We start from the raw sequence: 14,514 nt of genomic DNA, 5'->3' as shown, positions 1-14,514 counted from the left end.
GCTCTACCCGTAATGCACGCGGCGTTCGAGGAAGCGGAACTGCAGCACCGTGAGCAGCGCCACCACCACCATGAGGATCACCGACTGGGCCGAGGAGCCGCCGATGTCGTTGCCTTTGAACCCGTCGAGATAGACCTTGTAGACCAGCGTCATCGGGTTGTTGGCGGGCTTGTCCTTCACGATCACATCGATGATCGGGAAGGTGTCGAACATCGTGTAGGTGATGTTGATGACCAGCAGGAAGAAGGCAGTGGGGGCGAGCAGCGGCAAGGTGATATCGCAAAACCGGCGCCAGCCGGACTTGGCGTCGATCAGCGCCGCCTCGCGCACCGAGACCGGCACCGATTGCAGCCCCGAGAGGAAGAAGATGAAGTTGTAGGGGATCTGCTTCCAGACCGAGATCACGATCAGCGCCGAGGCGGTGTCCCAGTAGTCGATGCCGACCTTCAGATCATAGCCGAACCATGCCGCCATCTGGGTGAACGGGCCCATGTGCATGTCGAAGAACATCATGCCGATGAGGCCCGCCACCGGCGGCGCGATGGCGTAGACCGAGATCAGCAGGGTCTTGTAGGTCTCGGCGCCGCGGATCACCTTGTCGGCCTTGACCGCGAGCAGCAGCCCGAGCCCGAGCGACAGCGCCGTGACCACGACGCAGAAGAAGGCCGTGAAGGCGGCGGTCGAGAGATAGCCGCGGCTGGTCAGCGCGTCGGTGTAATTGTCGAGGGCCACGAAGGTTGCGCCGAAGCCGAACGGGTCCTCGAGGTAGAAGGACGAGGTCACCGCCTGCACCGAGGGCCAGTAGAAGAAGATCGCCACCACCGCGAGCTGCGGCAGCAGGAACATCCACGGCGTCAGCGGGCGGTCGAACTGGACGCGCTTGACGGGGTTGGCGGTCTCACCGGACCACCAGCGGCGGAGCCGGGCGAAGAGCGTGGTCTCGGCCTCGGCGATGGTAAAGGGGGTATCGGTCACGGGCGTGTCCTGGTCGGGGGCGGGGCGCCCCGGCGTGGCGATGGAGCGGGCGCCGGGCGCGGCAATGGAACGGGGGCCGGGCGCATGGCCCGACCCCCATCTTGGCGTGATGCCGGCTCAGTTCGCGGTCTTGGCGAAGCGGGCGAGCAGGGCGTTGCCCTCTTCCTCGATGATCGAGAAGGCCTCATCCACCGACACCTCGTCGGAGAAGATGCGGTTGAACTCGCGCTCCATCACCGAGCGGATCTGCGGGTAGAAGCCCATGCGGTAGCCCTTGGACCATTCGCCGCCCTCGAGCATCAGCTGCTGGATGCCGACCTCGGCCACCGGCTGGTCGTCGTAGTAGCCTTCCGACTTGGCCAGCTCGTAGGCCGCCTCGGTGATTGGCACGTAGCCGGTGCTGCGGTGGTAGAAGAACTGGGTCTCGGGCGAGGTCAGGAAGGTGAAGAACTGCGCGGTGCAGGCGTTCTCTTCCTCGGGCTTGCCGGCCATGGCGAAGAGCGCCGCGCCGCCGATGAAGCTCTGGGTGCCGGCGCCCTCGATGGCATCCCAGTAGGGCATGTAGACGGCGTCGAAGTCGAACTCGGCCGATTGCTGCAGGCCGCCGAAGCTGCCCGAGGAGCCGATCCACATCGCCGCCTGGCCTTCTTCGAAGGGCTTGAGGTTGTCGGCCCAGCCGGCGCCGTAGAAGCCGTAGAGATCCTCGTCGGCCCAGGCCTTGAGCTTCTCGAACATCATTTTCTGGTTGTCGTCGCTGACCAGGATCTCGGTGCCGTCGAAACCGTCGTAACCGTTGTTGTTGGTGGCGAACTGCTGGTTGTTCCGCGACTTGAAGTTCTCGACCATCATCCAGGTGAGCTGCGACGCGGTCATCGGGATGTAGCCGGCATCGCGCAGGGCGGGGGCGATCTCCTCGAACTCTTCCCAGGTCTTCGGCGGCTCGACACCGGCCTTCTCGAAGGCCTCGATGTTGTAATACAGGATCGGCGCCGACGAGTTGAACGGCATGCCGATGAACTTGCCGTCGGCATCTGCGTAGAAGTTGCGCACGCCGGCGATGAAGGCGTCGCGGTCGAAGGATTCACCGGCGCTGGTGATCAGGTCTTCGGCCGGGACGGTCGCGCCCTTGGCGGCGATGATGGTGGCGGCGCCCGCATCGAACACCTGCAGGATGTTGGGCTGTTCGCCCGAGCGGAAGGCCGCGATGCCCGAGGACAGCGCCTCTTCGTAGGTGCCGCGCGAGACCGGGGTCAGGTTGCACTGGTCCTGGGCTGCGTTGAACTGCTGGGCGATCTCGTTGATCACTTCGCCGTTGCGGCCACCCATGCCGTGCCACCAGCTGATGTCGGTTGCGGCGTAGGCGGTAGAGGCGGTGAGCGCCAGTGTGATCGCGGTCGAGGCCGTCTTGAACATGTCCCGTGTCCTTCTCGGAGGTTTTCGTTGCGCGACCGCTATGCGGGTTATGTGACAGTGGGACTTAGGAAATGTGAAAGTTTCACGTCGCTTGCGGCGGCGCGGCCGGGTGCCGGGATCTCACATGTGGATCATGTGCAGACAAACGAGACGCGCCGGCTTGGAACGCCCGCCGGACGGGGCGGGACGGGGCGGAGGGCGTAGCGTGTAGAGGGGCAGGGCGGGGCCACCAGCGGACTGCTCGGGCGCGGCGAGACCGGGCCGTGGGCAGATCGTGTGAAAGGCGGCGGGCGCGGGGGCCGCGGCTTGCTCCGCGAAAGGAGCGGCGGCCGCTCAGAGCATCTTGGAGATGGCCTGCGCGGTGTCGCGGACCTTGCCGATCAGGGCGGCATCGGGATGCATCTGCATCTCGTGGCCCGAGAGGTTCATCGCTGCCACGTATCGCCCGTGGCGCGACACCAGCGGCGCGGCGATCGAGAAGGTCCCGGTCGCGAGATGCGAGCTCTGCGCGACGTAGCCGCGCTCCCGGTCTGCGGCGAGCAACGGTTTCAGCTCGGCCAGCGATTGCGGCGCCGCGGCACTCATGCGCTCGAAGCCGTAGCCTTTGAAGCGGCGTTCGAGATCATCCTCGGCTAGGTCGCTGAGCAGGACCCGCCCCATCGTGGTCGAGAAGGCGGGCAGGCGCGAGCCCACCGGCACGTTCGAGACCATCGAGCGTTCCGACAGCGCGCGGTAGACATAGACGATCTCGGTTCCGTCGAGCACTGCCACATGCACGGTGAAGCCGGTCTCGTTGCGCAGCGCGTCGGCGGGCAGCCGGGCGAGGTCGTAGACATCGAGCGTCGACAGGTAGCGGTAGCCCAGGTCCATCACCCGGGGGGCCAGCCGGTAGCGGTTTTCGTGGCGGGTGAGGTAGCCCTCGCGCTCGAGCGTCACGACGAAGCGATAGGCGGCGGAGCTGGTGACCGAGATCGCCTCGGCGATCTCGGTGAGGGTCATCTCGGGATGGCGATTGTCGAAGCACTCGAGGATGCTGAGCCCGCGCAGCAGGGAATTCGAGCGGTAGTCCGGTTCTTTCGCCATGTCCGCCGTTCAGCCTCCCATGCGCCCGTCCGCGTCCCGCGCCGCGAGACGCTCCGAGATCCGCGCCATCGCGGCAGCATAGTCGGCATGGATGCGGTCTTCCAGCGGGTGATGGCCGGCCTGTACTGTGCGGCGGCCACGCACGACGACATCGCCGACATGGAAGCCGCGCCCGGCGAAGACGTGGAAGTCGAGCGCCGCCTCGGGCGCCACCGCCGCCAACGCCTCGGGCTCGGGGCTGACCAGTTCGACGAAGCTCGCCATGCCGCCGGGCGCGAGGCCCTGCTCGGGCCGCCCCGCCGCCCGCGCGCCGCCCTGCATCGCGCGGGTCCAGAGGTTTGCCGCCACGTTGGGGAAGGCGTCCGAGGCCAGCACGTTGCGCTGCCGGTCGCGCAGGCGCTGGCTGTATTCGAGCTGTTGCAATTCCTGCGCCGCGAAGGTGGTGATGTTGGAGTCCGAGCCGATGCCGAAGCTTCCGCCCTGCGCGAGGTAATCGGTGGCGCGGAAGATGCCGTCGCCGAGATTGGCCTCGGTCATCGGGCAAAGCCCGACGGTGGCGCCGGAGCGCGCGATGCGGGCGACCTCGTCATCGGAGAGATGGGTGGCGTGGATCAGGCACCAGCGCCGGTCGACCGGCGCGATGTCGAAGAGCTGCTCGACCGGGCGGCGGCCGTTCCAGGCCAGCGCGTCCTCGACCTCCTTCACCTGCTCGGCGACGTGGATATGCACCGGACAGTCGGGCAGCAGGTCGGCCCGCAGCTCCATCAGCCTGGTGATCTCCTCCGGCGTTGCCGCGCGCAGCGAATGCGGCGCGATGCCAAGCGTGTGGCCGGCCTCCCGCGCGGGCGCGCGCAGCGCCTCGAGCATCGCGGCATAGCCGTCGAGATCCTGGATGAAGCGCCGCTGGCCCTCAGTCGGGGCCAGCCCGCCGAAATTGGAATGGGCGTAGAACACCGGCAGGTGGGTCAGGTCGAGCCCGGTGGCACGCGCCGCCTCGAAGATCGCCAGCGACAGCTCCTCGCGGCGGGCATAGGGCGTGCCGTCGAGATCGTTGTGGACGTAATGGAACTCGACGATGCCGGTATAGCCACCCTTCAGCAGCGCGAGGTAGAGTCGCGCGGCGATCGCCTGCATGTCCTCGGGCGACAGCGTCAGGGCGAAGAAATACATGATGTCGCGCCAGGACCAGAAGCTGTCGACCGGGTTGCGGCGCACCTCCGAGAGGCCCGCCATGGCGTATTGGAAGGCATGGCTGTGCAGGTCGGTGATGCCCGGCACGACCGGGTTCTCGTAGACCGGCAGCCGGTCGGGATTGTCATCCTCGCGCAGCCCGGTGATCAGCCCGTCGGGGCCGAAGGTGACCGAGAGGTTGCGGCGCCAGCCCTCCGGGGTGAGGGCGAGGCGGAAATGCGCGCCGGTCAGGGTGTCGAAGCTCATGGCTGCGGCTCCAGCTCGGGGCGGAAATCGGTCATCGCGCCGATCAGCCCGGACAGTGCCTGCTTGAGCCGGTCGGCGCGCTCGGGGAGGTAGGTCCAGGGGCTCTCTTCGAGCATGTAGCACTCCTGCGCGATCTCGATCTGCAGCGCGTGCACGTTGCGCGCGGGCTGGCCGTAATGGCGGGTGATGTAGCCGCCCTTGAAGCGGCCGTCGCAGACCGCGCTGAGCGGGCTGGCGCGCAGCGCCTCGAAAGCGGCTGAGGCCAGCTGCGGAGCGCAGGCTTCGCCGGAATTGGTGCCCAGGTTGAGATCGGGCAGGCGGCCGTCGAACAGGCGCGGGATGCGGCTGCGGATCGAGTGGACGTCGAGCAGCAGGCAGTAGCCATGCGCGGCGCGGATGCGCTCGACCTCGGCGGCCAGCGCCGCGTGGTAGGGCGCCCAGTAGGCGGCGACGCGCTCTGCGCGCTCGGCGGCGTCGGGCTCGGCGCCGGGGCGGTAGAGCGGCGTGCCGTCGAAATCGATGGTCGAGATCAGCCCGGTGGTGGCGCTGCTGTAAAGCGGCGTGTCGTCGGAGGAGCGGTTGAGGTCGACGGCGTAGCGCGACAGCCGCGCCGCCATCAGGCTGGCGTCGGCGGGCAGCAGGTCGCGGGCGATGCGATCCATGTGCCAGTCGGTGTCGCACAGCTCGAGCGCGTCGGGCGCCAGCGCGGCGCGCAGCGGCGCGGGCAGGGCTGTCCCGGCATGGGGCACGTTGAGCAGAAGCGGGCCGGTGCCTCGGATCTGATCAAACAGTGAGCGCTGGTCCGGGTCGGCGGGGGAATCTTGCATCTCCGATCCTTTCATATTTGAAAACGGTTATTGACATACAAAAACTCCGGGTCAAGAAACAATCCACCGAACCCGCGAGGCCACCCCTCGGGCGCGCATCGAGCGGGCACCACCAACAGATATCGGAGGATTTTCATGTCTCTTTCCCGGCGCCATTTTCTCGGCTCCACCGCGGCCACGCTGGCCGTGCTGTCGACCCCGGCCTTCGCGGCCGGCCGCACCTTCTTCGGGATCGCCACCGGCGGCACCGGCGGCACCTATTACCCGCTGGGCGGCATGCTGGCGCAGCTGATCTCCAACACCGCCGAGCTGCCCGACACCAAGCTCTCGGCCACCGCCGAGACCGGCAACGCCTCGGTCGCCAACGCCCAGCTGCTGGGCCGTGGCGAGATCGAATCCGCCTTCGCCGCCGCCGACATTCTCGACGCCGCCTATAACGGCAAGAACCAGTTCGAGGACGGCGCCCTCGCCAACCTGCGCGCCATCGGTGCGCTCTATCCCGAGACCGTGCAGCTCGTGGTGCGTGCCGACAGCGGCATCGCCAGCTTCGAGGATTTGAAGGGCAAATCGATCTCCTCGGGCTCGCCGGGCTCGGGCCAGTGGCAACTTCTCGGCGACCTGCTCGAGGCGCATGGCATGACCCGCGAAGACGTCTCCGAGGACTACTCGTCGTTCTCGCAGTCGGTCGACAAGATCAAGGACGGCAATCTCGACGCCTCGCTGATCACCGCCGGTCTGCCGACCTCCTCGGTCACCGATCTCGCCAATGGCCACGACATCGCCATCGTGCCGCTGACCGGCCCGGCGATCGCCAAGCTGCAGGAAACCCAGCCCTACTATGCCAACTCGGTGATCCCGGCGGGCAGCTACAAGGGCGTCGATGCAGATGTGGAGACCCTCGCCGTGCGCGCGATCTGGGCGACCCACGAAGAGGTCTCCGACGAGATCGTCTACGCCGTGACCAAGGCGCTCTACGAGAACACCGAGACGCTGGGCAACGTGCACCCGATGGGCAAGCAGATCTCGGTCGAGAAGGCGCTCGAGTCGGTCTCGATCCCGGTCCATCCCGGTGCCGAGAAGTACTACGCCGAGAAGGGCATCTCGAAGTAATGGCGCGGCGCAGATCCGATCTGCGCGGCATCGGAAGGGCGGCGCTTGCCGCCCTTCTGCTTGTGCCGATAAGCGCCGGGGCAGGGGAGGCGCGCGCGCCGGCTCTCTGCCTCAGCGAAACCCGCGGCACGGGGGCCGAGCTCGCCCGGCTGCCGCTGGGACCCGACGGCAGCTTCGAGCTCAGCTTCATCCATTCCGTGTCGAAGACCCCGGTGCGCGACCTCTACCGCCTCGAGAATGGCGAGATCCTGCAGACCGGCGAGATCTTCATGGCGCACGGTGCCGGATTGCCGTCGATCGCCAATGACATGGACGCCACCGGCTGGCGGCACGAGGACGGCCGGTTCATCCTCGACATGCACCGCCTCACCGGTCCGATCCCGCTGCGCATCCAGGCGCAGTTCCAGAACACCCTGCACATCGCCGGAACCGATCTGTCACTCGCGGATCTGGGCGTCCCGGCGCTGACCCTTGCCCCCTGCGACGAGGAGACATCACAGTGACCCAAGGGCTGCCCCCGAAGGACAATCGCGGCCATACCGCCGCCGACGGAGACCACGAGTTCACCCCCGATGAGGTGGAGGCGCTGGTCCGCGAGTACGATTCCGAGAGCAATTTCCGCAACCTCGTCGGCCCGACCGCGATCCTCGTGACGGTGGCCTCGGTGGTGCTGTCGCTGTTCCACGTCTACACCGCGGGCTTCGGCCTGCTCAACGAGGTGATGCACCGGACCATCCACCTCAGCTTCGTGATGGGGCTGATCTTCCTGGTATTCCCGCGCAAGCGGGCGCAGCCGACCACAGGGCTCTGGATCGAGTCGCTGCTGTTTGCGGGCTTCTACCTCTACCTGCTCTACGGACTCGCCACGGCGTTGCCGTCGAGCACGCTGAAGACCGTGTTCATCGCGGTGATGGTGGGGCTGATCGCGCTGACCCTGCCGTTCAACCGGCGCGGCTCCGATCCCGAGAAGGTCGCGCTGCGCGACTGGGTCTTCGCCGCCGCCGGTGCCGGCTTCTCGGCCTATCTGTCGATCTTCTTCCAGCACATCTTCATCGACAATGTCGGCAATCCGCCGGAGCCGGTCTACATGATGGGCCTCATCGCCATCGTGATGACCCTCGAGGCGACCCGCCGCAGCATGGGCCCGACGCTGGCATGGATCGGCGTGGGCTGCCTGATCTACGCGCTGGCCGGCCCCTACCTGCCGGGCATCATGGCGCATCGCGGCTACTCGATCACCCGCATCATCAACCACCTCTTCGTCGGCACCGAGGGCATCTACGGCGTCGCGGTCGGAGTCGTCGCGACCTACGTGTTTCACTTCGTGCTGTTCGGCATCCTCGCGCAGATGAGCGGCCTCGGGCAGCTCTTCATCGACCTCGCGACGATCATCGCTGGCCGCGCCTCGGGCGGCTCGGCCAAGGTCTCGGTGGTGTCGTCGGGCTTCTTCGGGATGATCTCGGGCTCGCCCATCGCCAACACCGTCACCACCGGCGCCTTCACCATTCCGTTGATGAAGAAATCCGGCTTCTCCGGGCGCTTCTCGGGTGCCGTCGAGGCCTCGGCCTCCTGCGGCGGCCAGATCACCCCGCCGATCATGGGGGCCTCGGCCTTCGTGATGACCGAGATGCTGGGCGTACCCTACAACGAGCTGATCCTGATCGCCATCGTGCCGGCGGCCTTCCACTACATCGCGATCCTGCTGATGGTGCATCTCGAGGCCAAGAAGCTGGGGCTCGAGGGTCTGTCGAAGGACAAGATTCCGCAGTTCGGCGCGGTGCTGGCGCGGTCGTGGCATCTCTTCGTGCCGCTGGGCGTCATGGTGGCGATGCTGCTGATGCAGTACACCCCCTTCCTCGCGGCGTTCTGGGGCATCCTGCTGACCATCGCCTGCAGCTACGTGCCGCTGCTGATGCGGACGCTCGGCAACACGACGATGGACACCTCGACGGTGCTGACCCCGCCGCGGCTGGTGCGCGGCTTCGAGGACGGCGCCAAGTTCGCGCTGGCCATCGGCGCGGCCTGCGCCTGCGTCGGCTTCCTGCTCGGCATGACCACGCTCACCGGCCTCGGCTTCAAGTTCTCGGCCGCGGTGGTGCAGCTGGCGCATGACCTCGCGGGGTTTGTCGTCGGGCTCGATTTCACCGGGCTCGCCTCCGAGAACGGTCTGGCGCTGTTCTTCGGGCTGATCTTCGTGGCCATCGCCTGCATCATCATGGGCGCCGGCATCCCGACCACGCCGACCTACATCATCCTCGCCTCGATCGCGGCGCCGGCGCTGATGGAGTTCGACGTGCCGCTGATCGCGACGCATTTCTTCGTGTTCTACTTCGGGGTGCTCGCCGACGTGACGCCGCCGGTGGCGCTGGCCGCCTACGCGGCGGCGGGGCTTGCGCGGGCCGAGCCGATGACCACCGGCACCACCGCATTCCGGCTGTCGATGGGCAAGGCACTGGTGCCGTTCATGTTCATCTACGCGCCGAGCCTGCTCTTCGTGAACTTCACGTGGCTCGAGTTTATCACCGCTCTGCTGTCGGGGCTGATGGGCGTGCTGGCGCTCTCGGCCGCCTATATCGGCTGGTTCCGGCGCGATCTCGCGCTCTGGGAGAAGGTGGCGCTCACGCTGGCCGGGCTGCTGCTGATCTCGACCCACCTCGTGGCGATCGCGATCGGCGCGCTGATCGTGCTGGCCATCCTGCTCCGGCCGGGCACCGCGGCGAAAGAGGCGGCCTGAGGCCGAATTCTTTCCAACCTCAGGACCGCGACACACAGGCACGTCCTCCGAACGGGGGGCGTGCTTTTTCATTGCCGGCCGTCGCCGATGGCTGCCGCCTTTCCGCCGGCACCCGGCTTACGTGCACCCGGCGAGCCGAAGATTTCCCTCGGCAGGGGCGTTGTTCCGACTTTAAACTGTCAAGGTTCCCGAAGCATAAGGCGGCATGTTCGAAGACACACCGATACGTCCGACGGTCCGCGTCGTGATCCGCAAGGGCCCGCGCGTGCTGGTGCAGGTGAAGCGCCGCGAGGGCGGCCCGCGCTACCTGACGCTGCCCGGTGGGCGTCAGGAGCCCGGCGAGACCATCGCCGACTGCGCGCGGCGCGAATGTGTCGAGGAGATCGGTGTCTCGCCCGAACTTGGCGGCGTGCTGCACGTGGCCGACGTGTTCCGGCTCCGCGACGGTCACGCGCGGCAGCTCTCGGAGGTCCTCTTCGCGGGCACGGTTCCGGAGAGCTATGCGCCCCGGCTCGGCAGCCGCCCCGACAAGCGGCAGGTGGCCACCGAATGGGTCGACCCGTTGGAGCAGGGCGCGCTCTTCCTGCCGCGCTACGATCTGGCGCTGACGGATCCCGCCGCCCCCGTCTATCTGGGAGCATTGCGCTGTGAAACGCCCTGACGCCGTCGAGGAGAACCTCTCCTTCCTGTTCGCCGAGCTCGACGGCCAGTTGGCGCGGCTGCTGGCCTATTTCGAGGCGCCGCGCCGCGACACCGCCGAGGCGCTGATCGCGCGGGCGGGCTATTCGCAGAACCTCGCCTCGCGGGTACGCAAGGCCTGCCTCGCGGGCATGATGCGCGGCAAGCCGAGCGCCGCGCGCGACCTGCGCCTGCAGGGCGTCGACACCATCGCCCGCAATCTCGACCTGATCTCGCGGCTCGCCCGGCGCGCCGTCCAGCACGCGGACCATATCGAGCGCCCGACGCTCCTGCGCCCCGACGCATATCTCAAGCCGCTGGGGCGGGTCCGCAAGGCGGTGGCCCGGGCGCAGGAGGCGCGCCAGTCCGGCGACAGCCGCCTCGCGGTGCAGATCGGCGCCATGCGGGCCGAGCTCGGCACCTTCCAAGATCAGCTCTTCCGCACCTACACGCGCGACATGCAGGGCGCGAAAAAGGCCGACGATCTCGCCCACGGGCTGCTGACCCTCAACGAGATCACCCGCATGGGCGAGGCGCTCGAGACCATCAGCGAGGCGATCCTGTCGATCAATATCGGACAGACCGTTCAGTTCGAGCGCTACTTCACCCTGCGCAGCGTGCTGGCCGGTATCGCCAAGGACGATGACGCCATCAAGCTGCAGCCGCTCGCCGAGACCCGCTCGGGCAGCGCCATCTCGAGCGTCACCATGCGCGACGGCAACGGCCGCGCGGTGGATGCGGTGTTCAAGGATGGCGACCGGCGCAAGGTCAAGGAAGAGCGGGTCGGCGTAAAGAGCTGGAACTCGGTCTATCCCGGCCTCGCGCCCGAGATCCTCTCCTACGAGAAGCGCGGCGACAGCGCGGCGCTGCTGATCGAGCACCTCGCCGGCAAGACCTTCGAGGACATCGTGCTGGGCGGCAGCGCGGATGAGCTGGCGGAGGCGCAGGCGGCGCTGCACCGCACCGTGCGCGACATCTGGCGCCAGACGCTCACGCCCGAGCCCGCAGAGATGCGCGCCATGGAGCAGCTCGGCAGGCGGATGGGCGATGTCTACCGCCTGCATCCGAAATTCCAGACCGGCACGCAGCGCCTCAATGGCACGAAGATCGAGAGCTTCGACGCGCTGGTCGCCGCCGCGGCGAAGCGCGAAGAGGCGCTGAGCGCGCCGTTCTCGGTCTATATCCACGGCGATTTCAACCTCGACAACGTGATCTACGAGGCCGGCGAGAAGAAGGTCCGCTTCATCGACCTGCACCGCTCGCGCTACATGGATTACGTGCAGGACGTCTCGGTCTTCATGGTCTCGAACTACCGGCTCCAGGTGCTCGATGCCGGCACCCGCGCGCGCATCGCCGCGGTCGCCGTCGCGATGCATGACATGGCTGCCAAGTTCGCCCGCCGCCAGAAGGACCCGGGCTTCGAATACCGGCTCGCGCTCGGTCTGGCGCGGAGCTTCGCCAGCTCGACGCGCTTCATCGTCGACAAGAACCACGCGCGCCGCATGATGCTGCGCGCCCGCTATATTCTGGAGGCCGCGCTGGCCGTGCCCGAGGGCAAGGAGGCGCGGCTCAGGCTGCCCATAAGGATGCTGTTCAGTGACTGACAAGATCGGGGTGATCGGCACCCCCGGAAAATGGTCGACCGAGGCTCTGGCCGACGCGCTCGAGGCGCGCACCGGCTATCGGCAGGTGATCGACATGGCGCGGGTGACGCTGGATCTCGAGGCCGGCACGCTGCTGTGCGACGGCATTGATCTCTGCGCGCTCGACGGGCTCGTGGTCAAGAAGGTGGCCGAGAGCTACAGCCCGGATGCGCTCGACCGGCTCGAGATGCTGCGGGTGGCCGAGGCGAAGGGCGTCAGGGTCTTCAGCCCCGCCACCGCGATCCTGCGGCTGATGGACCGGCTCGCCTGTACCGTGACGCTGAGCGCCGCCGGCGCGCCGATGCCGCCCACCACGATCACCGAGGACGAAGACACGGCGCGCGCCGCGCTCGAGCGCTACGGCGCGGCGGTGTTCAAGCCGCTGTTCTCCACCAAGGCGCGCGGCATGATGCTGCTCGAGGCTGGCGCGCCCGATGCCGAGGCGCAGATCGCCGCCTTCAAGGCCGCGAACCCGGTGATGTATATCCAGAAGAAGGCCGATCTCTCGGGCCACGATCTCGGTATGGTCTTCCTCGGCGGCGAATATGTCTGCACCTATGCACGGGTGAGCCAGACCGACAGCTGGAACACCACGATCCATTCGGGCGGCAAATACGCGCCCTACGAGCCCGACGCCGATCTCATCGAGCTTGGCCGCCGCGCGCAGGCGCCGTTCGGGCTGACCTTCACCACCGTCGACATCGCGCTGACCCCGGAGGGCCCCATCGTCTTCGAGGTCTCGGCCTTCGGCGGCTATCGCGGCGCGCTCGAGGGCTGCGGCATCGACGCTGCCGCTCTGGTGGCGGATCACGTGCTCGGGGAGCTGCGCGCATGAGCGGGGTCGCAGATTTTCTCGCGCAGCTCGATCTCGCGCCGGCGGAGGCGGCGGAGCCGTTCCACCTGAAGGTGGGGCCGGTGGGGCTCACGGTGCTTTGTCCGGGGCCGCTGCGGGCCGAGCTGATCGCCTATTTCGACGACGCGCTGAGCGACACGCCCGGAGAGACGCGGGTGCATCTTCTGCCGGGGCAGGCGCTTGCCGCCGAGCCCGCGTGGTCGGATTGGGCGCGCGAGACCGGCAAGTCGGGCCGCAAGGACGCGGTGCAGGATCTCGCGGACGGCCGTCTGATCCGCAAGATCCGCAGCGGCGTGACCTTCCTGCAGGCACCAAGCGTCGCGGTGGCCTTCGGGTCGCTGGAGCAGAATGTCAGCACGGTCATCAACTTCATCAACACGCAGGTTTTGAACATCTGTCAGCGCGACGGCTGGCAGCTCTGTCACGCCGCGGCGGTGACCGGCGACGGCAGGACGCTGGCGATCTCGGGCCTGTCGGGCGGCGGCAAGTCGACCTCGATCCTGCGGTTGATGGATCTCGACGGCACCGCCTTCGTTTCCAATGACCGGGTGCTGGTGAAAGCCGGACGCCCGGCGCAGTGCTTGGGCATCCCCAAGCAGCCGCGCATCAACCCCGGCACCATCCTCGGCAACCCGCGCCTGCACGGGATGCTCTCGCCCGCGCGCCGCGCCGAGCTGGAGGCGATGTCCGCCGCCGCGCTCTGGGATCTGGAAGACAAGCACGACCTGATCGTGCGCGAGGTCTACGGCGCGGGCCGCGTCTGTTTCGAGGCGCCGCTCACGGATTTCTGGGTGCTGAACTGGGCCCGCGACGCGGCTGAGCCGACGCGGGTGGCGCAGGTCGATCTGCCCAGCCGGCCAGACCTGCTCGGCGCGATCATGAAGAGCCCGGGGCCGTTCTACCAGCATCCCGACGGTCATTTCGAGCCCAACGGCGCCTCGCCCGAGCCGGCGCCGTATCTCGCAGCCCTCGAAGGCGTGCGGGTCTTCGAGGTCTCGGGGCGGGTCGATTTCGATGCGCTGGCAGAAGAGGGGGGCAGGCTCTTCGATGGCTGATCCCGCAACGTCCCGAAGCTTTCACGCGATCATCCGCCACGGCGCCTACCACCAGCGCAAGGGCGCGCCCTCGGCACGCCAGCCCTATGCGCTGACCGAGGACGGCATCGCGCAGGCCGCCGCCTGTGGCGAGGAGATTTCGGCGATGATCGCCGAGCACGGGCTGGTGCTTGCGCCGGTGATCCACTGCTCGCACCAGCTGCGCGCCTGGCAGACCGCCTCCGTCATTGTCGAGCGGCTCCGCGCCCTTGGTCACGAGATCACCGAGATCCGCGAGACCGGCGCGCTGGCCGAGCGCGGGCTCGGCTCTGCCGCCAACCTCACGGTGGCCGAGATCGAGGAGATCCTGCGCGACGATCCGCGCTTCGATGCGCCGCCCGAGGGCTGGAAATCCGACAGCGACTACTGCCTGCCGCTCGAGGGCGCCGAGAGCCTGATGATGGCCGGGGCGCGGGTCGCCGCGCACCTGCGGCAGAGCGCCGAGGAGGGGGCAGGGCGGCTGACGCTGCATGTCGGTCACGGCGCCTCGTTCCGGCATGGCTGCCATCATCTCGGCATCCTCGCACGGGAAGATTTGCCCAGGCTCTCGATGTTCCACGCCCGCGCGTTACTTCTCTGTTACAGGGGCGATGATAGATGGTCCCGTTTCGCCGGAGCGTGGAAGATCAGACCCCCGAAAGAGGACCCGATCGACTAGCGCCCCGGA

13 protein-coding genes are annotated in these 14,514 nt (G+C 67.7%); 8 read left to right on the top strand and 5 right to left on the bottom strand.

The window, feature by feature from the left end:
- Positions 1–3: 3 nt before the first annotated feature.
- From KUV62_RS13655 to hutG, 5 genes are all read right to left on the bottom strand, one after another.
- Entirely contained in the window at positions 4–975 is a 972-nt protein-coding gene (locus KUV62_RS13655; protein ID WP_222604258.1) for an ABC transporter permease subunit, read from the bottom strand.
- Positions 976–1,092: 117 nt separating this feature from the next.
- The gene (locus KUV62_RS13650) at positions 1,093–2,388 is read right to left on the bottom strand and encodes an extracellular solute-binding protein (protein WP_222604257.1); all 1,296 of its coding nucleotides are present in this window, start codon (positions 2,386–2,388) and stop codon (positions 1,093–1,095) included.
- Between the two features lie 333 nt (positions 2,389–2,721).
- The gene (locus KUV62_RS13645; protein WP_222604256.1) at positions 2,722–3,471 is read right to left on the bottom strand and encodes an IclR family transcriptional regulator; all 750 of its coding nucleotides are present in this window, start codon (positions 3,469–3,471) and stop codon (positions 2,722–2,724) included.
- Between the two features lie 9 nt (positions 3,472–3,480).
- On the bottom strand, positions 3,481–4,908 hold the full coding sequence (locus KUV62_RS13640) for a formimidoylglutamate deiminase (protein ID WP_222604255.1): 1,428 nt from the start codon (positions 4,906–4,908) through the stop codon (positions 3,481–3,483).
- Entirely contained in the window at positions 4,905–5,735 is an 831-nt protein-coding gene (hutG, locus tag KUV62_RS13635; protein WP_222604254.1) for an N-formylglutamate deformylase, read from the bottom strand. The genes KUV62_RS13640 and hutG overlap by 4 nt, the downstream gene beginning before the upstream one ends.
- 135 nt (positions 5,736–5,870) lie before the next feature.
- Here hutG and KUV62_RS13630 point away from each other — a divergent pair, with 135 nt between their 5' ends.
- From KUV62_RS13630 to KUV62_RS13595, 8 genes are all read left to right on the top strand, one after another.
- Positions 5,871–6,845 carry a TAXI family TRAP transporter solute-binding subunit gene (locus KUV62_RS13630; RefSeq protein WP_222604253.1) on the top strand — a complete coding sequence of 325 codons (975 nt, stop codon included), beginning with the start codon at positions 5,871–5,873 and terminating at the stop codon, positions 6,843–6,845.
- On the top strand, positions 6,845–7,348 hold the full coding sequence (locus KUV62_RS13625; protein ID WP_222604252.1) for a DUF1850 domain-containing protein: 504 nt from the start codon (positions 6,845–6,847) through the stop codon (positions 7,346–7,348). The genes KUV62_RS13630 and KUV62_RS13625 overlap by 1 nt, the downstream gene beginning before the upstream one ends.
- Positions 7,345–9,579 (top strand): TRAP transporter permease, encoded by a 2,235-nt coding sequence (locus KUV62_RS13620; RefSeq protein ID WP_222604251.1) that lies wholly within the window; start codon positions 7,345–7,347, stop codon positions 9,577–9,579. The genes KUV62_RS13625 and KUV62_RS13620 overlap by 4 nt, the downstream gene beginning before the upstream one ends.
- Before the next feature lie 205 nt (positions 9,580–9,784).
- The gene (locus tag KUV62_RS13615) at positions 9,785–10,240 is read left to right on the top strand and encodes an NUDIX domain-containing protein (protein ID WP_222604250.1); all 456 of its coding nucleotides are present in this window, start codon (positions 9,785–9,787) and stop codon (positions 10,238–10,240) included.
- Positions 10,227–11,861, top strand: coding sequence for an aminoglycoside phosphotransferase family protein (locus KUV62_RS13610; protein ID WP_222604249.1), 1,635 nt, complete (start codon positions 10,227–10,229; stop codon positions 11,859–11,861). Before KUV62_RS13615 ends, KUV62_RS13610 begins: the two co-directional genes overlap by 14 nt.
- The gene (locus KUV62_RS13605) at positions 11,854–12,735 is read left to right on the top strand and encodes a GAK system ATP-grasp enzyme (protein ID WP_222604248.1); all 882 of its coding nucleotides are present in this window, start codon (positions 11,854–11,856) and stop codon (positions 12,733–12,735) included. Before KUV62_RS13610 ends, KUV62_RS13605 begins: the two co-directional genes overlap by 8 nt.
- Positions 12,732–13,808, top strand: a complete 1,077-nt coding sequence (locus KUV62_RS13600; protein WP_222604247.1) for an HprK-related kinase B — start codon at positions 12,732–12,734, stop codon at positions 13,806–13,808. Before KUV62_RS13605 ends, KUV62_RS13600 begins: the two co-directional genes overlap by 4 nt.
- On the top strand, positions 13,801–14,505 hold the full coding sequence (locus KUV62_RS13595; protein ID WP_222604246.1) for a histidine phosphatase family protein: 705 nt from the start codon (positions 13,801–13,803) through the stop codon (positions 14,503–14,505). Before KUV62_RS13600 ends, KUV62_RS13595 begins: the two co-directional genes overlap by 8 nt.
- Positions 14,506–14,514 lie beyond the last annotated feature (9 nt).

It is taken from the genome of Salipiger bermudensis (assembly GCF_019801965.1).
Classification (GTDB): domain Bacteria; phylum Pseudomonadota; class Alphaproteobacteria; order Rhodobacterales; family Rhodobacteraceae; genus Salipiger; species Salipiger bermudensis_A.
This window is presented reverse-complemented; position numbering and strand designations above follow the sequence as displayed.